This window comes from Pseudoxanthomonas suwonensis (assembly GCF_000972865.1).
Lineage (GTDB): Bacteria > Pseudomonadota > Gammaproteobacteria > Xanthomonadales > Xanthomonadaceae > Pseudoxanthomonas > Pseudoxanthomonas suwonensis_B.
Genome location: NZ_CP011144.1, coordinates 2,890,884 through 2,914,506, shown reverse-complemented (window position 1 = coordinate 2,914,506; position 23,623 = coordinate 2,890,884). Strand labels below are relative to the sequence as shown.

The window sequence follows — 23,623 nt, the reverse complement described above, 5'->3', positions numbered from 1 at the left end:
GACGCGGCGCGCGCTACTTCGCGGCGCCGCCGGGCTGCGCCGCGAAGCGCACCCGGGCGACCGTGCCGGTATCCAAAGTGCTTTCCAGCTCCACCATCCAGCCGAACCGCTCGCACAGGCGCCGCACGATCGACAGGCCCAGGCCGGTCCCCATCGGCCGTTCCGGGGCGGCGCGGTAGAACGGCTCGAACGCCCGGGCCAGGGCGTCCGGAGCCATGCCGATGCCGGTGTCGCGCACGGTGACGCTGTCCGCATCCACGGTCACCTCCACCGTACCGCGGTCGGTGTAGCTGCAGGCGTTGCGCAGCAGGTTGCCGATCACCACGTGCAGCACCCGCGGCGGCGCGTACAGCTGGGGCTTGGCGTTGCAGTGCACTTCCAGCACGACCGGCTTGTCGCCGAGCAGGGTGCGGGCACTGTCGGCCTCCTCCAGGACGACCTCGCAGACCTGGAACCAGTCGCTCTGCGGCTCGATGTCCGATTCGCGCGCCAGGATCAGGAAGGCGTCGATCACCGCCTCCATGTCGCGGCCGGAACGCTGGATGCGCTGCAGGCTGCGGACCATCCGCTGCGACAGCTCCGGCTCCTCCAGCGCCATGTCGCTGGCGACGCGGATCACGGTCAGCGGCGTGCGCAGCTCGTGGCTGGCGTCGCGGGTGAAGTTGCGTTCGCGCTCGAGCTGCGCCTCGACCCGCCCGCCGAGCACGTGCAGCGCGCGCGCCAGCTGCCGCGCCTCGCCCTCCATGTCGGCCGGCAGCCGGTCCGGCGCGAGCGCGCCGATGTCGGGATGGCGCGGGTCCCAGCGCGAGACCAGGCGCGCCAGCCAGGCCACCGGCGAGACCATGCGCTTGGAGGCCTTGTAGGTCAGCCAGGTCGCGCCGTAGATCGCGAACAGCGCCAGCATCGCCGGCAGCACCGCGAACCAGAGCGCGACCCGGGTGGCCTGTTCGCGCAGGTAGACCAGGTAGAGCGTGCCGGCGTCGCGCCGGTCGACCCAGACCAGCTGGCCGTCATCGGCCAGGTCGTGGAAGCCCGGTTCCAGCATCCTCAGTCCCGCCGGCAGGGAAAGATTGGAGTAGCCGGCCTCGACCAGGTAGCCGCGCAGGGCGAAGTTGTTGGGCGGTGGCTGCGCGGGCGAGGCCTGGTACAGCTGCCAGTAGTGGCTGGCCTCGTCGCGGAGCGTGGCCTGGATGAAGCCGAACTTGAACAGTATGGCGACCACGTAAAAAGCGACCAGGATCGCCAGGCTCGCCATCACCATTTGCACGATGAAGGCGATCCGGATTTTCCTGGGCAGGCCGTGGGGCATGGGAAGGCGTGTGGAGCGAGGCTGCCGAGTGTAGGCAGGGAGGGATCGACCTGGCGTGATTTTCCACTGCGCTGCGGCCATCGCGGCATCACCCCAGGTACACCCCTACCCCCTCCATCAAGCCACCGGGACCACTGGCTCAGTTGGCCGCCACCGGCTGGGCGATGTCCGCCACACGGTAGCCCGCACTCTGTACGGTGTGCAGCAGCGGCCGGTCGAACGGCTTGTCGATCACCTTGCGCAGGTTGTAGAGGTGGCTGCGCAGGGTGTCCGAATCCGGCAGGCTGTTGCCCCAGATCTCGCGCTCGATCTCCTGGCGGCTGACCACGCGCGGCGATTCGCGCATCAGGATGGTCAGCAGCTTCAGCCCGATCGGCGAGAGCTGCAGTTCGGCGTCGCCGCGGGTGACGCGCATGCTCACCGGGTCGAGCACCAGATCGGCCACGGTCAGCACCTCCGAGCCCACCTGGCGACGCTCGCGGCGGATCAGCGCGCGCAGCCGGGCTTCCAGCTCCTGGATCGCGAACGGCTTGGTCAGGTAGTCGTCGGCGCCGTGGCTCAGGCCGGTGAGTTTGTCGTCCAGGGTGTCGCGGGCAGTGAGCATCAGCACCGGGGTGGACTTGCGAGCGTCGCTGCGCAGGCGCCGGCAGACCTCGATCCCGTCCAGGCGCGGCAGCATCAGGTCCAGCACGACTGCGTCGTAGCTGTTTTCGGCGGCCAGACGGTAGCCGTCCAGGCCATCGGCGGCGTAGTCCACTTCGAAGCCGCGGCTCTCGAGGTATTCGCCGATCATCTCGGAGATGTTGCGATTGTCCTCGACGACCAGCACCAGCCCCGAGGTCTCTTTGCCCTGACGCATGTGACCGCTCCGTGTTTTCAGCTTTGTGAACCCTGCCCGAGGCGGGGTGGATGGCGTGTGAAGGCTATAGGTTGGGAGGGCCGGGTGGTTGCCTCTTTCTTGACCGCGTCGATTGGAACAGAGCCTGAAGAAAGGCAAAGGCGCGAGCTTCGGAGGCCAAAGGCAAGGGCGTCGGCTTCGGGGGGACTGGCTCCTGCCGGCCTGAAGCGAAAAGCGTCGGCTTCGGATGGGGCCGCCGTGCCCAGGGGTCTGGCGCAAGCAGCACAGGGATGTGCTGCGTTCGCGACTCGGAGGCAGCACGCCGGAGCGGAGCGATGCGCCAGACCCCTGGGCACGGCGGCCTCGGGAGCTTTCAGGTCGTAGCTTCGATCTGGGGGGCAACAGCAACGGCACCCCTCCCCGGCCCTCCCCTTCGCCTGCGGCACGACGCTGCCTTTTTGTAGGAGCGGGCATGACCGCGACACGGGCGTCGGAATCACGGGGGCGTCGCCTGGGCCGACGGCGTCGGGTCGCGGTCATGCCCGCTCCTACAAAAGCGGTGCGCTGGTCATTGCCTGTGAACGGAGCCACGCGCCCAAAGCTGCCGAAGACGTGGCGGGCCGGGGGTATTGCGGCAGTGGCCAGGGATGGCCACGTCGGCGAGTCGGCACAGGGATGTGCCGTCGAGACGACCGCAATACCGCGCCCCCCCGAACCTCACCCGTTGCGAGAAGGTCCGGGCCGTCGCCACGGCCACGCCAAAATAGGAGGCTGGCGGCTTTGGCTTTGCCTGCCACGGCTCAGCACGAAGCCGACCACGCCCGGCGCTTTTGACTTTGCGGTTGCGGTGCGGTTGACCTACAGCAACGGCTGCAGCGCCGGCCAGACGTTGTCGAGCAGGCGCTGTTGCGCCTTGGCGGTCGGGTGCAGGCCGTCGCCCTGCATCAGGCCCGGCTGCAGCGCCACGCCCTCCAGGAAGAACGGCACCAGGCCGGCCCCGTGCTTCTGCGCCAGCTCGGCGTAGGCCTGGCGCAGCCGCTCGCGGTAGGCAGGACCGTAGTTGGGCGGCACGTCGATGCCCAGCAGCAGCACCCGCGCACCCGCATCGCGGCCGAGCACGATCATCCGCTCCAGGTTGGCGCGCAACTGCGCCGGGGTCAGGCCGCGCAGCGCGTCGTTGCCGCCCAGCTCGATCACCAGTACCGAAGGCCGGTGCTTCTCCAGCAGCGCCGGCAGCCGCGCCAGCGCGCCGGCCGTGGTCTCGCCGCTGATGCTGGCGTTGACCACCTGCGGCGGCGAAGCGACCTGCGCCGCGATCCGGCGCTCGAGCAGGCTGACCCAGCCCGAGCCTGCGGGTATGTTGTGCTCGGCGCTGAGGCTGTCGCCCAGCACCAGCACCGGGCCGCCAACCGGACCTCTGGCACAGGCCAGCGCCGGCGCCAGCAGCGATCCTGCCAGCAGCAGCCAGCAGGCCAGCCATCGCCAGCCCGTCCCCCGACCCATCGTCCGCATTCCGGAGCCTCCCATCGATACCTCGTCCACGACCGCCTCCAGCATAGCCACCGCCATCGCCGTGCACGGCGTCGGCAAGTCCGTGACCGGGCCCGAGGGCGAAGTCCGGATTCTCGACGGTGTGGACTTGACCGTCGATGAAGGCGGCACCGTCGCTATCGTCGGCGCCTCCGGCTCGGGCAAGACCACCCTGCTCGGCCTGCTCGCCGGACTGGACCTGCCCAGCCGCGGCAGCATCGCCCTGGCCGGGCAACGCCTGGATGCGCTGGACGAGGAGCAACGCGCGGCACTGCGCGCGCGCGAGGTCGGCTTCGTGTTCCAGAGCTTCCACCTGCTGCCCTCGCTGACCGCCGAGGAGAACGTGTCGCTGCCGCTGGAACTGGCCGGGCACGAGGATCCGGTGCGGGTCCGCGAGGTGCTGGAGTCGGTGGGGCTGGAGAAACGCCGCCGGCACTATCCGCGTCAGCTGTCCGGCGGCGAGCAGCAGCGCGTGGCCCTGGCCCGCGCCTTCGTCGGCCGGCCGCGGATCCTGTTCGCCGACGAGCCCACTGGCAACCTCGACCAGGCCACCGGCCAGCACGTCAGCGACCTGCTGTTCGAGCTCAACCACCACCACGGCACCACCCTGGTGCTGGTGACCCATGACCTGGCGCTGGCGCGGCGCTGCCGGCACGTGCATCGCCTCGACGGTGGCCGCCTGCAGCCACTCGACGGGCCCGCCGACGATGGAAGCGCCGCATGAACGTGCTGCGGCACGCGGCGCGCTCGCTGCGCCGCGAGTTCCTCGCCGGCGACCTGCTGACCGTGTTCGCGGCGCTGGCCCTGGGCGTGGCGGCGATGACCGCGGTCGGCACCCTGGTCGACCGGGTGACGCTGGCGCTGACCGCCAGCGCCGCCGAAGTGGTCGGCGGCGACCTGGGCGTGCGCGGCCGCGAAGACCCGCCCGAGGAACTGGCCGAAGAAGCCCGTCAGCGGGGGCTGCGCAGCGTGCGCATGGTCGCCTTCCCCAGCGTGCTGTTCCACGGCGAGGCCAGCCAGATGGCCACGGTCAAGGGCGTGGGCGAAGGCTATCCGCTGCGCGGGCAGCTGCTGGCCGGGCGCGATGCCAGCGGGCTGCAGGGCGAGCCGGCCGGTGCGCCGGCGCCGGGCGAGGCCTATGCCGACCCGCGCCTGCTCGATGCGCTCGGCGTGTCGGTGGGCGACGCGATCGAGTTCGGCAGCGGCCAAGTGCGCATCGCCCGCGTGCTGCTGGCCGAACCCGACGCCTCCGGTGAACTGCTGCAGATGGCACCGCCGCTGCTGGTCAACCGCGCCGACGTCGACCGGGTCGGCCTGCTCGGCCCCGGCAGCCGCGCCTCCTACCGGCTGATGTTCGCCGGCGAGGCCGACGACATCGCCGCGTTCCGCGCATGGCTGCAGCCGCAACTCGATGGCCGCATGCGGCTGGTGACGCTTGAGGACGCGCAGCAGGGCCTGCGCAACTCGTTCGACCGCGCCGGCCGGTTCCTGGCGCTGTCGGCGCTGCTGGCGGTGCTGCTGGCCGGCGTGGCCACCGCGCTGGCCGCCAACCGCTTCGCCCTGCGCCGGATCGACACGGTGGCGGTGCTGCGCTGCCTGGGCGCGCGCCAGCGCGACGTCCTGGCCGCGCTGGCGCTGCAGCTGCTGATGCTGGCGATCCCGGCCTGCGCGCTCGGGATCGGCGTGGGCATGCTCGCGCAGATGGCCCTGGTCGAAGTGCTGGGCAGCCTGATCCCGGCGCGGCTGCCGCTGCCGCAGGCGATGCCGATGCTCAGCGGCGCCGGCATCGGCCTGCTGCTGCTGCTCGGCTTCGGCCTGCCGCCGTTGCTGCGCCTGCGCGGCGTGCCACCGATGCGGGTGCTCAACCGCAGCTTCGCCGCGCTGCCACCGGCCTCGCTGCTGGCCTACCTGGCCGCACTGGCGGCGACGGTGGCGCTGGCCGTGTACGCCACCGGCGACCTGCAGCTGGCGCTGTGGATCCTGGGCGGGCTGGGCGCGCTGGCGGTGCTGGCGGCACTGGCCGGCGCCACGCTGCTGTGGGGGCTGCGCCGGCTGCAGCGCCACGTGCGCGGCGCGTGGAAACTGGGCCTGGCCGCGCTGACCCGGCGCCGGGCGCTGGCGGTGGTGCAGCTGGTCGGGCTGTCGCTGTCGCTGTGCGCGCTGCTGCTGCTGGCGGTGATCGGCCCCGGGCTGCTGGGCCAGTGGCGCGAGCGCCTGCCGCCGGACACGCCCAACCACTTCCTGCTCAACGTGCAACGCGACCAGGCCGGCGCGGTGGACGCCACCCTGCGCGGCATCGGCGTGGCCGATCCGGACCTGCAGCCGTTCGGCACCGGCCGGCTGGTGGCGATCAACGGCCAGCCGCCGCGGCACGAACAGCGGGAGGCCGACGGCGATGACGACGATTCCAACCGCCCGGTCAACTTCTCCTGGCGCGACACCTTCCCGCCGGCCAACACGCTGACCGCCGGCCGCTTCTGGGAGCCCGGCAGCAGTACCGAGGAAGCCTCGATCGAGGAGGGCTGGGCGCAACGCTACGGACTGGCGCTGGGCGACACCGTCACCCTGCTGCTGGGCGAGCAGGAACGCACCTTCACCGTGACCAGCCTGCGCAAGGCCGACTGGGATTCGTTCCGGGTCAACTTCTTCCTGCTGCTCAACGCCGGCGCGGTCGGCGACGCGCCGTACAGCCTGATCTCCAGCTTCCACCTGCCGTCCGGGCGCACCGCCGCGCTGGCGCCGGTGGCGCGCGAATTCCCCAACGTCTCGGTGCTGGAAATCGACGCGATCCTGCAGCGCGTGCGCGAAGTGATCGAGCGGGTGTCGCAGGCGGTGCAGCTGGTGATGGGCTTCAGCCTGGCCGCCGGCGTGCTGGTGCTGCTGGCGGCGCTGCAGGCCACCGCCGGCGAGCGCCGCTACGACAGCGCGGTGCTGCGCACGCTGGGCGCGCGCCACGGCCAGCTGCGCGGCGCGGTGCTGGTGGAGTTCGGCGCGCTGGGGCTGCTCGCGGCGATCCTGGCGGTCGGCGCGGCCGCGGTCATCGGCACGCTGGTGTCGCGGCAGCTGTTCGAGCTGGCGCTGTCGCCGCCGTGGGGCTCGCTGCTGGCCGGCGGCGCCGGTGGCGTGCTGCTCAGCCTGCTGGCCGGCTGGTCGGGTACGCGCCGGATCCTGCGCACGCCGCCGGCGCTGGCGCTGCGCGAGTCCTGACGGCTCGTTGGCAAAGGGGAGCCTGTGCCGCCAACGGTCGAAATGCAGTTTTTTCCTTCTCCCTCCGGGACTAGGTGCCCTCGGGGTAGAAGGTGCCCGCAGGGCGGATGAGGGTACGGCGAAACGAGAACGTCTGAACTTCCGCAGCTTCGCCGTACCCTCTCCCCAACCCCTCTCCCGGAGGGAGAGGGGCTTCTAAAAGGCTGCCGCACCCAGGCTGGACAGGTGGCCGTCTCCGGCAGCACCGGGGCCGCGTACCAGCGTAATGATCGAAGCGAGGCGCTGCCCTATGCTGCGCGCGACCCTTCCCACGGCACCGTCGCCATGCCTTCCCTCCCCTTCAACGCCTTCGTCGTCCCGGTCGTGCTGCTGCTCGGCAGCAACGTGTTCATGACCTTCGCCTGGTACGGGCACCTGAAGTACAAGCACGCGCCGCTGCTGACCGTGATCCTGGTCAGCTGGGGCATCGCCTTCTTCGAATACCTGCTGATGGTGCCGGCCAACCGCATGGGCAGCGCGGTCTACTCGGTGGTCCAGCTCAAGACCATCCAGGAGATCATCACCCTGGTGGTGTTCGCCGGCTTCTCGGCCTGGTACCTGGGCCAGCCGCTGAAGTGGAACCACTACGCGGCCTTCGTGCTGATCGTCGGCGCCGCGTTCCTGATGTTCTACGAGGGGCCCGGGGCGGCGACCTGAGCCGCGGCGCTCAGAAGCGGATCCTGCCGGTCAGGATGTCCTTGAACATCACCCAGTCGCCGGCGAAGGAATAGAACGGATGGCGGAAGGTCGCCGGCCGGTTCTTCTCGAAGAAGAAGTGCCCGACCCAGGCGAAGCCGTAGCCACAGACCAGCCCGGCCAGCAGCCACCACGGGTTGCGGTCGACGAGCGCGGCGGCGGCGAATGCCAGCGCGCCGCAGCTGCCGACGAAATGCAGCCGCCGCGAGGTGCGGTTGCCGTGCTCGGACAGGTAGTACGGATAGAACTCGCGGAAACTGGCGAACCGGGCCATCGCCTCCCCTCCCAAGGACCGCCGCGCCCTACGCGTTGCGCGGCGCGAACATGATGACCGCCATGCCGGCCAGGCACAACGCCGCGCCGAACAGGTCCCAGCGGGTCGGGCGCACGCCGTCGACCCACCACAGCCAGAAGATCGCCAGGCTGACGTACACGCCGCCGTAGGCGGCGTAGACGCGCCCGGTCGCGGTCGGGTGCAGGGTCAGCAGCCAGGCGAACACGGCCAGGCTCACGGTAGCCGGCAGCAGCAGCCAGGCGCTGCCGCCGTTGCGCAGCCACGACCACACCAGCCAGCAGCCGAGGATCTCGGCCAGCGCGGTGACGGCGAACAGCAGGAAGGTGACCATGCGCGCCTTACCGGTCCGCCTGGCCGCGCTCGATCCGCTTGGCGCGGTCCCAGTACGCGTCCTGCTGCTCGAGCGTCAGCGTCGGCAGCGGCGTGCCGTCGGCCTCGGCGAGCACTTCCATCGCACGGAAGCGGCGCTCGAACTTGAGGTTGGCCTGGCGCAGCGCGGCGCCGACGTCGACCTTCGCGTGCCGGGCCAGGTTGGCGGCCACGAACAGCAGGTCGCCGATCTCGTCCTGCAGGCGCTCGCGGTTGGCTTCCACCTCGCCCCGTGCGAACTCGGCGCGGACCTCCTCGATCTCCTCGTGCAGCTTGGCGATCACCGGCTCCGGCCCGGGCCAGTCGAAGCCGGTGCGCGCGGCGCGCGACTGCAGCTTCACCGCGCGCTGCCATTCCGGCAGGCCGCGCGAGATGCCGGCCAGCGCCGAAGGGTCTTCCTCGCCGGCGGCGGCGCGCTCGGCGCGCTTGATCGCCTCCCAGCTGGCGGTCTGCTCCTCGGCGTCGGCGAAGCTGGCGTCGCCGAACACGTGCGGATGCCGGCGCACCATCTTCCCGCCGATCGCGGCGGCCACGTCGTCGAAGCCGAACGCGCCCTGCTCGCTGGCCATCTGCGCATGGAACACCACCTGCAGCAGCAGGTCGCCCAGTTCGTCCTTGAGCGCGCCCAGGTCGTTGCGGTCGATCGCATCGGCGACCTCGTAGGCCTCCTCGATCGTGTACGGCGCGATGGTCGAGAAGTCCTGCTCCAGGTCCCAGGGGCAACCGCCCTGCGGATCGCGCAGGCGGGCCATGATCGAGAGCAGGCGGTCGATGGGGCGGGTCGGATCATCCATGCGGCGACTCTAGCGTGGCATGACGGGCAAGGCGATGGCGCCCGGGCGCGCCCCTCTGTAGGAGCACAGCTTGCTGGCGACACGGGCGTCGGAACCACGAGGGCGTCGCCCGTGCCGACGGCGCCGCGTCGCCGGCTGAACCCGGCTCCTACAACAGCCGCAGCGCGGCCGCTCTCCTGTAGGAGCTGACTTCAGTCGGCGACACGGGCGTCGGGACCACGAGGGCGTCGCCTGGGCCGACGGCGCCGCGTCGCCGGCTGAACCCGGCTCCTACAACAGCCGCAGCGCGGCCGCTCTATCTGTAGGAGCTGACTTCAGTCGGCGACACGGGCGTCGGAATCATGAGGGCGTCGCCTGGGCCGACGGCGTCGGGTCGCCGGCTGAACCCGGCTCCTACAACAGCCGCGGCGCGGCCGCTCTCCTGTAGGAGCTGACTTCAGTCGGCGACACGGGCGTCGGGACCACGAGGGCGTCGCCTGGGCCGACGGCGCCGCGTCGCGGGCAAGCCCGGCTCCTACAACCAGTCGCGCCAGGGCAGGTCGGGGTCGCCCAGGGCGATGAAGTCGCCGTTGAGCAGCGACTCGCGCCGGTTGTAGCGGAACGGCTTGCCGGTGTCGGCCGCCAGCAGCGCGCCGCCGGCCGCATGCAGCACGCACTGCGCCGCGGCGGTGTCCCATTCGGAGGTCGGTCCGAAGCGCGGGTACACGTCCAGCCCGCCCTCGGCGATCCGGCAGAACTTCAGCGATGAGCCCAGCGCCACCTCCTCGATCGGCCCCATCCGGTCCAGCACCGCCTGGGTGCGGGCGTCGCGGTGCGAGCGGCTGGCCGCCACCCGCAACGGCGCGGTCGCCGGCGCGCGCGCGCGCAGCACCGTGTCGCGGTGGCCGTCGCGCCTGTAAGCCAGTTCGCCGCGCACCGCATGCCAGACTTGGCCACCGACCGGCGCCTGGACCACGCCCATCGCCGGCGCGCCCTGATGGACGAGGGCGATGTTGACGGTGAACTCGCCGTTGCGCTTGACGAACTCGCGGGTACCGTCGAGCGGATCGACCAGCCAGTAACTGGACCAGTGCCGGCGCGTCTGCCACGGCACGTCGACCGACTCCTCCGACAGCACCGGCAGGTCCGGGGTCAGCCGCTCGAGTCCTTCGACGATGATCCGGTGCGCGGCCAGGTCGGCGGCGGTGAGCGGGCTGGCGTCGTCCTTGTGGGCGACGTCGAAGCCGCCGGCGTAGACCTCCATGATCGCCGCGCCGGCCTGGCGGGCGATGGCGATGACCGTTTCCCGCAGGTCGGCGGTGATCCGGATCATCGGGCCGCCAGCCAGGCGCGGGCGATGAACAGCGCGGCCAGCGACCGGCCTTCGGAAAAATCGTCTCGCAGCATCAGTTTTTCCAGTTCCTGCAGTTTCCAGGGAATGACTTCGAGCTCCTCCGGCTCGTCGCCGGGCAGCTTCTCGGGATACAGGTCGCGCGCCAGCACCAGCCACGAGACATGGTTCATGTAGGTCGGCGCCAGGGTCATGCCGCGCAGCACGTCGATGCGGCGCGCGCCGTAGCCGGCTTCCTCCTTGAGTTCGCGGTCGGCCGCCTGTCCGGGGCTTTCGCCCGCGTCGATCCGGCCCTTGACCAGGCCCAGCTCGTAGCGGTGCACGCCGGCGGCGTATTCGCGTACCAGCAGCACCGTTTCGTCGTCCAGCATCGGCACCACCACCACTGCGCCGTGGCCGCGGCTGACCATCCGCTCGAAACGGCGGCGTTCGCCGTTGGCGAACTCCAGGTCCAGCCGTTCCAGCCGGTACGGGCCGGCGTCCTGCACGGTGGTGCCATGGACGATGGGCAGGTGGCGGCTCATCGCAGGCTCCCGCGGCGCGGCCGGGATGCGGCCGATATCATGGCGGGATGCACGAACGTACTCATGGACCGCGAATGCTAACAGACCCGGCGTCCACGCATGGTGCGGCGGGATGGCGCGACCGCGACCTCGCGGTGCTGTGGCACCCCTGCACGCAGATGCGCGAGCACCCGGACGTGCTGCCGCTGGTGCCGGTGGAACGCGGCGACGGCGCCTGGCTGGTCGGCTACGACGGCCGCCGCATCCTGGACGGGATCAGCAGCTGGTGGACCAACCTGCACGGGCACGCCGAACCGCGCATCGCCGGGGCCATCGCCCGCCAGGCGCGCACGCTGGAACAGGTCATCCTGGCCGGCTTCTCGCACGCGCCGGCGGTGGAACTGGCCGAGCGGCTGCTGGCCATCGCGCCGCGCCAGGCCGGGCGGGCGCCGCTGGCGAAGGTGTTCTACGCCGACAACGGCTCGGCCGGGGTGGAGGTGGCACTGAAGATGGCGTTCCACTGGTTCCGCAACCGCGGCGAACCGGCGCGCACGAAATTCGTTGCACTGGAAAACGGCTACCACGGCGAGACCCTCGGCGCGCTGGCGGTGGGCGACATCCCGCTGTACCGGCGCATCTATGCGCCGCTGCTGGCCGAGGCGCTGTTCGCGCCCTCGCCCGACGCCTGGCTGGCCGCGCCCGGCGAAACCGCCGCGCAGCCGGCCGCGCGCGCCGCCGATGCGCTGGCCGACCTGTTCGACCGCCACCCCGGCGAGGTCTGCGCGGTGATCGTGGAACCGCGCCTGCAATGCGCCGGCGGCATGCGCATGCACGACCCGGCCTACCTGCGCCGGGTGCGCGAGCTGTGCGACGCCAACGGCGCGCTGCTGATCGCCGACGAGATCGCCACCGGCTTCGGCCGCACCGGCACGATGTTCGCCTGCGAGCAGGCAGGCATCGCCCCGGACCTGCTGTGCCTGTCCAAGGGCCTGACCGGCGGCTTCCTGCCACTGGCCGCGGTGCTGGCCACGCAGGCGATCTACGACGGCTTCCTCGACGATTCGCGTGAGCGCGCCTTCCTCCACTCGCACAGCTACACCGGCAACCCGCTGGCCTGCGCCGCCGCGCTCGCCTCGCTGGACATCTTCGACAGCGACGGCGTGCTGGAACGCAACCGCGGCACCGCCGCGAGGATGGCGGCGCTGGCCGCGCCGCTGGCCGCGCACCTGCACGTGGCCGACGTGCGCCAGGCGGGGATGGTGGTGGCCTTCGAGCTGACCCGCGACGGTGACCGCGGCACCCCATTCCCGGCGGCGGCGCGCGTGGGCCTGCGCGCCTACCGGGCCGCGCTGGAGCGCGGCGTGCTGCTGCGTCCGCTCGGCGACGTGCTGTACTGGATGCCGCCCTACTGCGTCGACGACGCGCAGTTGGAGCTGCTGGCGACCGTCACCGCAGAGGCGATCGAGGAGGCCACCGCATGCGCCTGACCCGCTGCCACGTCGAGCTGCCACTGCAGCCCGGCGCCGAGCTGGCCCTGCCCGAGCGCGCCGCCGCCCACCTGGTGCGGGTGCTGCGCCTGCGCGAGGGCGACGCCTGCGTGCTGTTCAACGGCGACGGCCACGACTACCCGGCGCGGCTGGCGGCCGTCGGCAAGCGCGAAGTGCGGGTCGAAGTGCTCGACCGGCAGCCGGTGGACAACGAGTCGCCGCTGCGGATCGTGCTGCTGCAGGGCATCGCGCGCGGCGAGAAGATGGACCTGATCCTGCAGAAGGCCACCGAGCTGGGCGTGGCCGCGATCGTGCCGGTCTCGGGCGAACGCACCGAAGTGCGCCTGGACGCCGAACGCGCGGAGAAGCGGCTGGCGCACTGGCGCAGCGTGGTCGAGTCGGCCTGCGAGCAGTCCGGGCGGGCGCGGGTGCCGGCCCTGTCCGCGCCGGCCGCGCTCGACGCGGCTGCGCGCACGCTGCAGGGCGACGGCCTGCGCCTGGTGCTCGATCCGCAGGGCGAACACCGGCTGGACAGCCTGGCAAGCCCGGCGGACGCCCAGGTCTGGATCGCGATCGGGCCGGAGGGCGGCTGGTCGCCACGCGACCGCGACATCCTCCAGGCCGCCGGCTTCACCGGCCTGCGCCTGGGACCGCGCGTGCTGCGCACCGAGACCGCGGGACTGGCGGCGATCGCCGCGCTGCAGGCGCGCTTCGGCGACCTGTGAAGCCCTAAATGGGGTCAGGTTCATTTTCTTCGGGCACCCAAGGCGGTGTTGTCCGATCGGGAAAATGAACCTGACCCCATTTAGGGCGGGGGTGCCCGAAGAAAATGAACCTGACCCCATTTAGTCAGGCGGTGGCGGCCAGTGCCTCGCCGATCATGCGCTCTACCCCTTCCAGGTCCGGCAGCAGCGCGCTCTGCTCGCCGAGCAGTACGCGCATCTGTATGCCGCGCGGCAGGTCTTCCTCCGAGGCGTCCGCCAGCAGGCTGTCGCGCGGAACCGAGACCAGCTGCGGGAACGAGGCGGTCAGCAGCGCGAAGTACGGCAGGGTCTCGTCCTTGCCCAGGCCCTTGAGCACGATCACGCGGTTGTTGCGCATCGCCGGTTCCTGGCCGAGCCCGGCCAGGCGCGAGAACGCCACCAGCGGCACGTTCCAGCCATGCCACACGATCTGGCCCGCCAGCCACTCCGGCGTGCCTTCCACCGGCTCGATCGCCACGCGCGCGAGCACCTCGGCCACGGTGGCGTTGGGCAGCAGCAGCCGCTCCTCGCCGACCTGGATCAGTACCCCGCGGATTTCGTCGCTGTTGTAGCCCATCTGTCCTTCTTCCTCGAAAGGCCCGCGCCGGATCAGGGCCAGCGCAGGGCCAGCTGTTCGGCCAGTTGCGCCGGCGTGCCCAGTTCGGCGCCGCCGGCAGCCATCAGTTTCACCGCGGTCGCGTCGTAGCAGCCTTCCAGCGACTGGCCGGCGATGTGGCCGCCGCGGGTGGCCAACGCCAGCACCGCGTCGACCCGCGCCGGATCGGCGCCGCTAAGCACGACCACCGCGCTCTCGGCCGGCGGCAGGGAGGCAACCAGTTCCCCGGCGCCGTCGACGAAGGCCATGCCCTCGTCCTTCATCTCGATGCCGACGCCTTCGGGCAGCACATAGACCGTCGCGGCGGCGACCGCGTCGCCCGGCATCGCCATCGTCACCGGCAGCGCCGACACGCGCGCCAGCTGCTTGACCAGGTTGTCGTAACGGCCGCCGTCGAGCTTGAGCTGGACCAGCAGCGGCCGGTTGAACTCGGCGGGCAGGGCCGCCATCAGCTTGCGCACCGCGTCGGGACCGCCGATCCCGGCGATCACCAGCACCGCACCCTTGACCCCCGACTCGTTCTCGGGCTCCAGCGCGACCAGTTCCAGGCGCGAGAAGTCGGGCAGCGGCGGCGGCTCCTTGCCGGCCCGCTCGAACGCCGGCACCTGCACCTCGGCGGCCAGCGACCAGTCCTGCACGGCAGGCGCCGCGGCGGCCGGTTCGGGCAGAGGTTCGCCGGGGCGGTCCTGCGGCAGCTCGACCGCCAGCACCGCCGCCTCGGCCAGGTGCGTCTCGAACGGATCCTCGGCATGCAGCTGCTGCGGCGTGGCCGGATGGCCCGGCTGCAGGTCGATGAGCACGTCCTGCTCGCAGCCCGGTGGCAGTACGTCGCCATGCCCGTGCAGCTTGGCCGCCAGGTGGCGGATCCAGCGCTGCGCTTCCCAGCCGTCGCGGCGCGCGGCCAGGTCGGCCTCGTCGAAGATCACCAGCAGGCCGGGGGCCTCCAGCGCCGGCTCCAGTGCCACCAGCGCGTCCTCCACCGCCGGCTCCAGCGCCACCAGCGCCGCCTGTGGCGCGGCCGCGGCGAAGGTGGCGGCGTCGACCGCGGAAGGATCCTCCTCCAGCACGATCCGCGCGCCGGCCGCGTCCAGCGCTTCGCGCAGGCGGTCGCGCGCGGCGCCGGCACGTGCCAGCAGGGCCACCGGCTTGCGGCCGTCAGCCGCGCGCACGCGCGATCCCCAGCAGGTCGTAGACGTTGCGCATCAGGTCCAGCTCCTGGTACGGCTTGCCGAGGTAGCGCTGCACGCCGATCTCGAACGCGCGCTGGCGGTGCTTCTCGCCGGTACGCGAGGTGATCATCACGATCGGCACGCCGCGGAAACGTTCGTCGGCGCGCATCGCGGTAGCCAGCTCGTAGCCGTCCATGCGCGGCATCTCGATGTCGAGCAGCATCAGGTCCGGCACGCGCTCCTCGAGCCGTTCCAGCGCCTCGACGCCGTCGCGGGCCACCACCACTTCGAAGTTGTGGCGCTCCAGCACGCGGCCGGTGACCTTGCGCATGGTCAGCGAGTCGTCGACCACCATCACCAGCGGCACGTGGCGCGCCTGCAGCGGCTCGACCGCGGCCGGGCGCTCGGGCTGGGCCAGATGGCGGCGCACCAGCGGGGCGACGTCCAGGATCACCACCACGCGGCCGTCGCCGGTGATCGTGGCGCCGTAGATGCCCGGGACCGAGGCGATCTGCAGGCCGACCGGCTTGACCACGATCTCGCGGTTGCCGACCACCTGGTCGATCGCCACCGCCGCGCGCAGGTCGCCGGCGCGCACCAGCAGCAGCGGCACCTGGGCCTGGCCTTCGGCCTTGGCCGCGCCCTGCCCGACCAGCAGGCCCAGGTCGTGCAGCGCGTACTCCTCGCCGGCGTAGCGGTAGACGCCGCCACCGGCCTCGAAGCGCTCGCGCGAGATCCGGCCGATGCCGCTGACCGAGGCCACCGGCACCGCGTAGGTGGTGTCGCCGATCTGCACGAACACCGCCTGGGTGACCGCCAGGGTCTGCGGCAGGCGCAGGGTGAAGACCGCGCCCTGGCCGGCGGTCGATTCGATCTCGACCGTGCCGCCGAGCTGGCGCACCTCGTTGCGGACCACGTCCATGCCCACGCCGCGGCCGGCCAGCTGGCTGACCTTCTCCGAGGTGCTGAAGCCGGACTCGAAGATCACCGAATCCAGTTCGGCGTCGCTGAGCTCGGCCTCGGGCTTGATCAGCCCGCGCTGCTCGGCGCGGCGGCGGATCGCGGCACGGTCCAGGCCGCGGCCGTCGTCGACCACCTGCAGCACGATTTCCGAGCCTTCGCGGCGCAGCGCGATGGTGATCGTGCCTTCCTCGTCCTTGCCGGCGCCGCGGCGGTCCTTCGGCGATTCCAGGCCGTGGGCGACCGAGTTGCGCAGCATGTGCTCCAGCGGCGCGACCATGCGGTCGAGCACATTGCGGTCGAGCTCGCCGTGGGTGCCGTCGAGCCTGAGCTGGACCTGCTTGCGGGTGTCGTGCGCGGCCTGGCGGACCACCCGGCGCAGGCGCGGGACGATGCTGTCGAACGGCACCATGCGCGCGCTCATCAGCCCGTCTTGCAGCTCCGAGCTGACGCGCGACTGCTGCTGCAGCAGCACGTCGTACTGGCGGGCCAGGTCGTCGAGCACGCCCTGCAGGCCGGTCAAGTCGGCCGCCGACTCGTTCAGCGCGCGGCTGAGCTGCTGCAGGGTGGAGAAGCGGTCCAGCTCCAGCGGGTCGAAGGTCGGGTCGGCGCTGTCCTGCTCGCGCTGGTAGCGGGCGACGATCTGCGCCTCGGTCTCCAGGTCCAGGCGGCGCAGCTGGTCGCGCAGGCGCGCGTTGGTGCGGTCGAGCTCGGCCATGGCGCTGCGGAACGCGCCCAGCTGCTGCTCCAGGCGCGAGCGGTAGATCGCCACTTCGCCGGCATGGTTGACCAGGTTGTCGAGCAGGTCGGCACGCACGCGCACCTGTTCCTGCGGCGTGCGCGGCACACCCTCCTCGGTGGCCGCGGGCGCCTCGTCCTCCACCGGCGCCGACAGTGGCACCGGCGCCTGCGGCTGTTGCGGCTCGGGCGCCGGCACCGCGGCAGTGGCAGCGGCGACCGCCACGACGGCGGGCACCTCGGCTTCCGGCACTGCCGGCTCCACCGCCGGCGGGGTGGCCAGCGCGGCCACGTAGCTGGCCTCGGCCGAGTCGGCGGGCGCGGCCGCCGCCTGGCCGCGGATCCGCGCCTCGAACTCGTCGATCAGTGCCTGCGGGATCTCGGTGACGCGGTGCGCGCGGGTGTGCTGCAGCAGGCGGTGCAGGGTGTCGAAACCGCGTTCGAGCAGGTGGATGTCGCCACGCTGCAGCTCGGTGCGCTGTTCGGCGGCCGCCTCCAGCAGCGACTCGATCACGTGGCCGAGGTCGCCGATGGAGGCGATGCCGGCCATGCGCGCGCCGCCCTTGAGCGTGTGCAGGTCGCGCTGCAGGCCGATGACCGGCTCGCGCGCCGTCGGATCCTGGCGCAGTTCCTGGATCAGCCCGTCGACGTGGTCGAGGATGTCGACGCCTTCCTCGACGAAGATGTCGACCAGGTCGCGATCCAGTTCGGTGAAATCGAGCATCGGACCGTCTGGCACGATTTCCTCCTCGGTGCTGGCCTCCGGCAACGGGGCACCCAGCGCCGGCAATTCGACGACGGCGACCGCCGCGGTGGCGGTTTCCGCTTCGATCGGCGCGGCTTTGGCCTCGCTGGTTTCGACGGACTCCACGGCCTCGGCCGTTTCTGCGGTCTCGACAGCCTCGATGGTCTCTTCAGCCTCGATGGTCTCTTCAGCCTCGATGGCCTCGATGGCCTCGATGGCCTCGATGGCCTCGATGGTCTCGATGGCCTCTTCAGCTTCGGCGGCCTCGACGGTTTCGAGTTCAATGGACTCGATGGCCTCGTCGACGTCGATGGGTTCGGCGGTTTCGGCAAGCTCGGCGGTTTCGACAGCTTCCGCCGCTTCGGCCACGTCGTCCGCTGCCGCAGCTTCGACGAACTCGAAGGCTTCGACTGCCCCGGCGACTTCCAAGACCTCGCCAGCCTCGGAAGCCTCGCCAGCTTCGGCGGTCCCGACGGCTTCGGTGACATCGGCTGCGACGGCTTCGGCCTCGCCCGCATCCGAAGCAGCCGCACCGGCACGGTCGAAAGGCGTCGCCTCGGCGATGCCTGCCGCCAATGCACCGGCCGCGACGACTCCCGCCGCGGCGGCAGCAGTACGGTCCTCGTCCGCCCCCGCACCGGCGGTGGCCTCCGGGCTCTCCGTCGCCTCGGCGGGCGCGTCGAGGTAGGCCCTCAGGTCCTCGACGGTGGTCAGTTCTTCCGCCGCGCCGTCCACTACCGGTTCCACCTCGGCCTCCGTCGGCTGCGGCCAGCGCGCCTCGGGCAGGGTGTCGGCCAGTGCGCGCAGGCGCTCGGCCAGCGCGGTGAAACGGGGAATCCGCGGCGACTCGGTCTGCAGCGCGAGGACGCAGGCGCGGACCGCGTCGGCCATCGTCGCCAGCGCGTCCACCGCCGCGGCGTCGGGCACCTGCGAAGCGGCGAGCGAGCGCTTGATGAAGGTCTCGGCCGGGTCGGTGACCGTGGTGATCTCCGGCACGTCGGTCATCGCGAACGCGCCGTTCATGGTATGGATCGCGCGCAGCAGCGCGTCGCTCGCCGGTTCCGGCGCCAGGCGCGCGGCCGCGATCCAGGTGTCCACCGTCTCCAGGTGCGAGGCCACTTCCGCCTCGAGGATCTCCAGCAGCACGCTGTCGACCGAGGCCGGCGTGCCCTCCTCCTCGACGGCAGGCACCGGGACCGGCGCCTGTTCCGCGGGCGCGGGCGCGACCGGGGCCACGGCGGCGGGCGGCGCGTAGACCGCGTCCTCGCCAGCGGCGATGCGGTCGGCCACCGCCTCCATCGCGTACAGGTCGGCGCTGACGCTGCCTGCGCCGCGCAGGGCCGCATCGAACTGCGGCAGCACGTCGCAGGCCTGCTGGACCATCGCCAGCACCGCCGGGCTCGGCGGGCGCGTGCCGTCGAGCACGCGGTTGAGCATGCCCTCGATCTTCCAGCTGAACTCGCCCAGCGCGCTGGCCCCGACCAGGCGGCCGCTGCCCTTGAGCGTGTGGAACACGCGGCGGATCGGGCGCAGCCGCTCCATTTCTCCGGGCGCCTGCCCCCAGTGCGGCACCATGCGCGCGAGGTTGGCGCGCTCCTCGTCGAACTCCTCGAGGAACACTTCGCGGATGTCGGCGTCGATGTCCTGGGTGTCGTCGAAGCCGCCGATGACGTCCGCGGTTTCGGCCGCCAGCTCGGCGGCTTCGGTCGCCGCTTCGGCTTCGGTCGAAGGCGAGATCGCCGCTCCTGCCACCGCGGCCGCGGTCGCAACGGCGGTGGCGTCATCCAGGCCGGCCGCGGCCGCCGAGATCTCGGCGATCAGCGAGGTCGATTCGGCATCCAGTTCGATGTGGCTGACCCGGCTCTCGTACACCTGCGCCGCGCGCAGGTCCGGTTCGACCTTCATGCTCAGGTCCAGCCACTGCCCGCTATCGCCGACCGGCATGGCCTGCAGGCCGTCGCCGGCCGGTGCGGCTTCGGCTTCGGCTTCGGCTTCGGCTTCGGCTTCGGCTTCGGCTTCGGCTTCGGCTTCGGCTTCGGCTTCGGCTTCGGCTTCGGGAGCAGCGTCTCCGGCTTCGTCCACCAGCGCACCGGCGGTTTCATCGACGGAAGCCGTGGCCGGGGTTTCGTGGTCGGCCTCCGCGGCCACCGGATCGAAGCTGAGCCACTGCCCGGCGACGAGTGCCGGCGGCGCCGGCGCTTCGGCCGGCTCGATGGCCGGCAGCTCGACCTCCAACGCCGGAGCTTCCAGCGGTTCCGGCTCGATCGCGGCAGCGGCGGCCGCGACCGCTTCATCCGGCGCGGCGGGAAGTTCCTGTTCGGCGACGACCGGGTCCCATTGCGAGGCGGCCACGGCCGCCGGTGCGGCCAGCGCCACGGCCGCCACCGGGACCGGCGGCGGCGCGTCGGCTTCCGCCGGCTCGGCCGCGGCCGGCTCGGGCAGCGGCCAGTAGCTCAGGCTTTCCAGGCTGGTGCGGGCGATCTCCAGGATCTCGTCGCGGTTGGGCCGGCGGTCGCGCAGCGCCTCGAGGTAGTACTCCAGGCTGGCCATCGCGTCGGCAAGGGTGTCGAGCTGGCGGCCGCTGGGCACGCGCCGGCGCTGCAGCAGCTCGGTGTCGATGTAGCGGCGCACGCCTTCCAGGTAGTCGGCCGGCTGCGGCAGGTCGAGGATGCGCAGCGCGCCGGACACCTCCGACAGCAGCTGCGGCACGTCCTGCAGGCGGGCATGGTCCCAGTTGGTCTCGATGAAGGCGACGAAGTGCTCGCGCGCGGCGGCGAAGTTGGCGATCGCCTCGTGCGCCAGGACTTCCACCGTGCGCCGCGCCTCGGCGGCACTGGCGTCCTCGCCGGTTTCCTCGCCGGCGCCCAGGCGCGCGACCTGGTCGTCCAGCGAGGCGTCGACGTAGAGCAGCGCGCCGGCGATGTCCAGCAGCGCGCTCTCGCTGGCCGGCTTGTCGCCGCGTGCGATCGCGTCCAGCGCCTCGCGCTGCTGCAGGACCACGTCGCGGGCCACGCCCAGGCCGAGCATGCCCAAAGTGTCGGCGACGTTGGCCAGCTCGGCCGCCTGCGGCTGCAGCGCGGCGGCATCGCTGCCGGTGCGCAGGTGCAGGTCCAGAGCGTCCTTGACCCGCAGCAGTTCTTCCTTGACCACGCCGCCGACGGTGTTGAGCAGGTCGCGGTTGCGGCCGGCCAGGCTGCCGCGCGCATGGTCGAGCTCGGCCTCGCTGGGCGCGTGCGCGTCCAGGTCGAAGGCTTCGCGCAGCGCTTCCAGTGCCGGGTGCGGCGCGCGCGTCTGGGCCACCAGATACAGCAGCTGGCGGGTCGGTTCCTGGCTGGCCACGCCCTGGGCGGCGGCCGGCACGGACTCGTCCTCGTGCGCCTGGCGCACCGCGCGGACGACGCCGGTGAAGGCGCCGCGCAACGCGTCGGTCGGGGCCAGCGCACCGTCGCGCAGCGCGTCGGCGGCCGAAGACGACACCCACAGCATGCGCCGGGTGGTGTCGTGGCGGGCGTTCTCCAGCAGTTCGGCCGCGGCCGCGGCGAGCGCGTCCGGGTCCGCTGGCGCAGCGTTTTCCGGCCAGGCGGCCAGTGCCTGTTCGAACCGGGCCTGGGCGGAGGCCACCTTGTCCTGGCGCTGGGTCCACGGCAGCGGCGAGGCGTCCGGCACCTGCTCGGGCAGCGGGCCGCTCAGGTCCGGCGCGAACAGCACGCTCTCGCTCAGGCCGGCGGCGCCGCGCGCGGCGCGGATGTCGTTGAGCAGCGGCAGCAGCACGATCGGGATGTCGCGGTGGCCGTTCTGCAGGCGCTCCAGGTAGTCGGGCAGCAGCACGGTGCCGCGCATCAGGGTGGCACAGGCCTCGTCGCGGTCGTTGGCCGCGCCCTGCTGCACCGCCTGGGCCAGCAGCTCCATCTCCTCGGCGACCATCGCCGGGGCGTACAGCTCGACCATGCGCAGTGTGCCCTGCACCTGGTGCAGGTAACCGGCGCAGAAGCGCATGCGGCTGCTGTCGGCCGGGTTCTCGACGAAAGCCTCGATCTCGCTGCGCGCCTGGCGCAGGGTCTCGTCCAGCTCCGGTTTGACCCAGCCCAGAACCGCGTGGCTCATGGCGTCGCGCAGGGCGCTCATCGGCGGCTCCCGGCGTGGCCATTGCCCCGCATGCGCGTGTTGCTGACCATCGTCATCGACTCGTTCCCCCGTCGCACGCGGCTCAGGCCGGCAGCTTGAAGTCGGCCACCGAGCGGCGCAGGTCCGCCGCCAGCTGCGCCAGGTGTCCGATCGAGTCGGCGGTCTGTCCCGCGCCGCGCGAGGTCTGTCCGGAGATCTGCTGGACCACGCCCATCGTCTTGGTGATGTCGGCGGCCGCGCCGGCCTGCTGCTGCGCGGCGACGGAGATGTTCTTGATGAGGTCGTTCAGCGCGTTGGACACGCGCTCGATCTCGGTCAGCGCGGTGCCCGCGTCCTCGGCCAGGCGCGCGCCGGACACCACCTCGGCGGTGGTCTGCTCCATCGAGTTGACCGCCTCGTTGGTGTCGGCCTGGATCGCCTGGACCAGGCCCTCGATGCGGCGGGTCGCGTTGGAGGTGCGTTCCGCCAGCCGCTGCACTTCGTCGGCCACCACCGCGAAGCCGCGGCCGGTCTCGCCCGCCGCGGCGGCCTGCACCGCCGCGTTGAGCGCCAGGATGTTGGTCTGCTCGGAAATGTCGTTGATCAGTTCCACGATCGAGCCGATCTCCTGCGAGGACTCGCCCAGGCGCTTGATGCGCTTGGAGGTCTCCTGGATCTGGTCGCGGATCTGGTCCATGCCCTGGATCGTCTCGCGCACCACGCCAGCTCCTTCAGCAGCAATAACCACCGAGCGCTGCGCCACTTCCGCCGACTCGGTGGAATTGCGCGACACCTGCTCGATGCTGGCCGCGATCTCGTGGATGCGCGCGGAGGCGGCGGTGATCTGCTCGGCCTGGTGGTTGGAGGCCTCGGCCAGCTGCAGCGCGGTGGCCTGCGTCTCCTGCGAGGAGGCGGCCACCTGCACCGAGGTCTCGGTGATCGTGGTCACCAGGTGGCGCAGCTCGTCGACGGCGTAGTTGATCGCGTCGGCGATCGCGCCGGTCATGTCCTCGGTCACCGAGGCCTTCACCGTCAGGTCGCCTTCGCCGAGCGAACTGATCTCGTCCAGCAGCCGCATGATCGCCTGCTGGTTGCGGCTGTTGAATTCCACCTGCGCCTGGTAGCGGATCTCCTGCTCGCGCTGGCGGCTGCGCACCGAGCTCCAGAGGAAGAACACCAGCGACAGCAGCGCGATCACGCCCGACACGATGCCGAGCCAGAAGTTCGGGAACACGCGCGTGTCGCGCACCGAACCGAACGCGGAGAACGCGTCGAACAGCTTCTTGCTGGCCTCGAGCATGTCGTCGGAACCGGCCACCAGGCTGGCCGCCGCGCCCTGCGCGGCGAACAGGTTCCTGGAACTGCCCAGGATCGCGTCCAGGTCCTTGACCATCTCGGTCCACAGCGCCTGCGACTGCTCCAGCGCGGCCAGTGCGGCGGCGTTGCGGACCGGCGCCACGCCCAGTTCCTCGTTGCCCTTGGCCAGGCCTTCGAGCACCTGGCCGAACACCACCGCGTCGCGCGCCAGCGCGTCGCCCGCGGCAGCGGCACCGGGGCCGCCGGCGCGGATCTCGGTCACGCGCCGGGCCATGGTGCCCGCCACCACGACCTGCTGCAGCGCGCTGAACACCTGCGAGGCGGGCGCGCCGCCGGCGGTCATCGAGCGCACCACCTCGTTGAGCTGCGCCTGCAGCTGCGGCACCCGGCCGGCGAAGCGGTCGGCGTTGCCGGCCAGGGCCAGCACCGCCGGCTCGCTGGCCACGATCTGCTCCGCACTGGCACCCAGCGGGGTCCACACCCGGACCAGCTGCTCCAGCGGGCCGTACACGCCCGGCTCCTGGCCGAAGCGGCCCTGCAGGTCGGCCACGGTGGTCTCGATCTGCGCCTTGGTCCCGCGGAAGGACTTGAATGCCTCGGCGTTGCCCGCCACCGCGTCGCGGCCCTGGTTGGCCAACTGCTGCGACAGCACCTGCAGGTCGGCCGCACCGGTGCTGGCGCCGGCCAGGCGGCTGCCCTGCCAGGTCGCCACGCCCGTGTTCAGGCCGAACACGATCACCGACAGCGCCAGCAGGACGAGCCAGAAGCCGGTGCTGACGCCACCCAGGCGGCTGGTCTTGGGAGTGTCCGGTGTGGTGCTCATGCGGTGTAGAC

Annotated in this window: 16 protein-coding genes and 3 pseudogenes; 5 read left to right on the top strand and 14 right to left on the bottom strand. The window is 71.9% G+C overall.

The features are described from left to right. Positions 1-13: 13 nt before the first annotated feature. From WQ53_RS11970 to WQ53_RS11960, 3 genes are all read right to left on the bottom strand, one after another. Entirely contained in the window at positions 14-1,309 is a 1,296-nt protein-coding gene (locus WQ53_RS11970; protein WP_052632686.1) for a sensor histidine kinase, read from the bottom strand. 139 nt (positions 1,310-1,448) lie between these two features. Further along, positions 1,449-2,168: a response regulator transcription factor gene (locus tag WQ53_RS11965; protein ID WP_052632684.1), complete on the bottom strand. Its 720-nt coding sequence runs from the start codon at positions 2,166-2,168 to the stop codon at positions 1,449-1,451. 837 nt (positions 2,169-3,005) lie between these two features. Then, positions 3,006-3,716: an arylesterase gene (locus WQ53_RS11960; RefSeq protein ID WP_052632682.1), complete on the bottom strand. Its 711-nt coding sequence runs from the start codon at positions 3,714-3,716 to the stop codon at positions 3,006-3,008. Between the two features lie 4 nt (positions 3,717-3,720). Between WQ53_RS11960 and WQ53_RS11955 the strand changes: the two genes are divergently transcribed. The 3 genes from WQ53_RS11955 (at position 3,721) to WQ53_RS11945 (ending at position 7,580) form a co-directional block, all read left to right on the top strand. After that, positions 3,721-4,401, top strand: coding sequence for an ABC transporter ATP-binding protein (locus tag WQ53_RS11955; RefSeq protein ID WP_428992247.1), 681 nt, complete (start codon positions 3,721-3,723; stop codon positions 4,399-4,401). After that, on the top strand, positions 4,398-6,884 hold the full coding sequence (locus WQ53_RS11950; RefSeq protein ID WP_052632680.1) for an ABC transporter permease: 2,487 nt from the start codon (positions 4,398-4,400) through the stop codon (positions 6,882-6,884). Before WQ53_RS11955 ends, WQ53_RS11950 begins: the two co-directional genes overlap by 4 nt. A 324-nt stretch (positions 6,885-7,208) precedes the next feature. Continuing rightward, on the top strand, positions 7,209-7,580 hold the full coding sequence (locus WQ53_RS11945) for a DMT family protein (RefSeq protein WP_052632678.1): 372 nt from the start codon (positions 7,209-7,211) through the stop codon (positions 7,578-7,580). Between the two features lie 10 nt (positions 7,581-7,590). On the opposite strand, the gene WQ53_RS11940 is transcribed toward WQ53_RS11945, so the two are convergent. The 5 genes from WQ53_RS11940 to nudE all read right to left on the bottom strand — a co-directional run bounded on the left by WQ53_RS11940 (position 7,591) and on the right by nudE (position 10,931). Further along, positions 7,591-7,893, bottom strand: coding sequence for a DUF962 domain-containing protein (locus WQ53_RS11940; protein ID WP_052632676.1), 303 nt, complete (start codon positions 7,891-7,893; stop codon positions 7,591-7,593). A 28-nt stretch (positions 7,894-7,921) separates the two neighbouring features. Next, the gene (locus WQ53_RS11935) at positions 7,922-8,245 is read right to left on the bottom strand and encodes a YnfA family protein (RefSeq protein WP_052632674.1); all 324 of its coding nucleotides are present in this window, start codon (positions 8,243-8,245) and stop codon (positions 7,922-7,924) included. Between the two features lie 7 nt (positions 8,246-8,252). Beyond that, on the bottom strand, positions 8,253-9,077 hold the full coding sequence (gene mazG, locus WQ53_RS11930; RefSeq protein WP_052632672.1) for a nucleoside triphosphate pyrophosphohydrolase: 825 nt from the start codon (positions 9,075-9,077) through the stop codon (positions 8,253-8,255). A 514-nt stretch (positions 9,078-9,591) separates the two neighbouring features. Further along, on the bottom strand, positions 9,592-10,389 hold the full coding sequence (cysQ, locus tag WQ53_RS11925; protein WP_052632670.1) for a 3'(2'),5'-bisphosphate nucleotidase CysQ: 798 nt from the start codon (positions 10,387-10,389) through the stop codon (positions 9,592-9,594). Then, positions 10,386-10,931, bottom strand: a complete 546-nt coding sequence (nudE, locus tag WQ53_RS11920) for an ADP compounds hydrolase NudE (protein WP_052632668.1) — start codon at positions 10,929-10,931, stop codon at positions 10,386-10,388. Before nudE ends, cysQ begins: the two co-directional genes overlap by 4 nt. A 74-nt stretch (positions 10,932-11,005) precedes the next feature. Here nudE and bioA point away from each other — a divergent pair, with 74 nt between their 5' ends. Both bioA and WQ53_RS11910 read left to right on the top strand, forming a co-directional pair. After that, on the top strand, positions 11,006-12,397 hold the full coding sequence (gene bioA, locus WQ53_RS11915; RefSeq protein ID WP_052632666.1) for an adenosylmethionine--8-amino-7-oxononanoate transaminase: 1,392 nt from the start codon (positions 11,006-11,008) through the stop codon (positions 12,395-12,397). Continuing rightward, the gene (locus WQ53_RS11910) at positions 12,388-13,122 is read left to right on the top strand and encodes a 16S rRNA (uracil(1498)-N(3))-methyltransferase (RefSeq protein ID WP_052632664.1); all 735 of its coding nucleotides are present in this window, start codon (positions 12,388-12,390) and stop codon (positions 13,120-13,122) included. Before bioA ends, WQ53_RS11910 begins: the two co-directional genes overlap by 10 nt. Before the next feature lie 124 nt (positions 13,123-13,246). On the opposite strand, the gene WQ53_RS11905 is transcribed toward WQ53_RS11910, so the two are convergent. The 6 genes and pseudogenes from WQ53_RS11905 to WQ53_RS11890 all read right to left on the bottom strand — a co-directional run bounded on the left by WQ53_RS11905 (position 13,247) and on the right by WQ53_RS11890 (position 23,612). Next, on the bottom strand, positions 13,247-13,717 hold the full coding sequence (locus tag WQ53_RS11905) for a chemotaxis protein CheW (protein ID WP_052632662.1): 471 nt from the start codon (positions 13,715-13,717) through the stop codon (positions 13,247-13,249). 32 nt (positions 13,718-13,749) lie between these two features. Beyond that, on the bottom strand, positions 13,750-14,925 hold the full coding sequence (locus tag WQ53_RS11900) for a chemotaxis protein CheB (protein WP_052632660.1): 1,176 nt from the start codon (positions 14,923-14,925) through the stop codon (positions 13,750-13,752). After that, positions 14,912-17,776, bottom strand: a pseudogene (locus WQ53_RS17455) (hybrid sensor histidine kinase/response regulator); the annotation flags it as partial. The pseudogene WQ53_RS17455 and the gene WQ53_RS11900, both read right to left, overlap by 14 nt. Positions 17,777-18,298: 522 nt before the next feature. Continuing rightward, positions 18,299-18,943: pseudogene (locus WQ53_RS17450) on the bottom strand (Hpt domain-containing protein); the annotation flags it as partial. 822 nt (positions 18,944-19,765) lie between these two features. Beyond that, positions 19,766-21,493, bottom strand: a pseudogene (locus WQ53_RS17445) (Hpt domain-containing protein); the annotation flags it as partial. Positions 21,494-21,575: 82 nt separating this feature from the next. After that, positions 21,576-23,612, bottom strand: a complete 2,037-nt coding sequence (locus WQ53_RS11890; RefSeq protein WP_052632655.1) for a methyl-accepting chemotaxis protein — start codon at positions 23,610-23,612, stop codon at positions 21,576-21,578. Between the last annotated feature and the right edge of the window lie 11 nt (positions 23,613-23,623).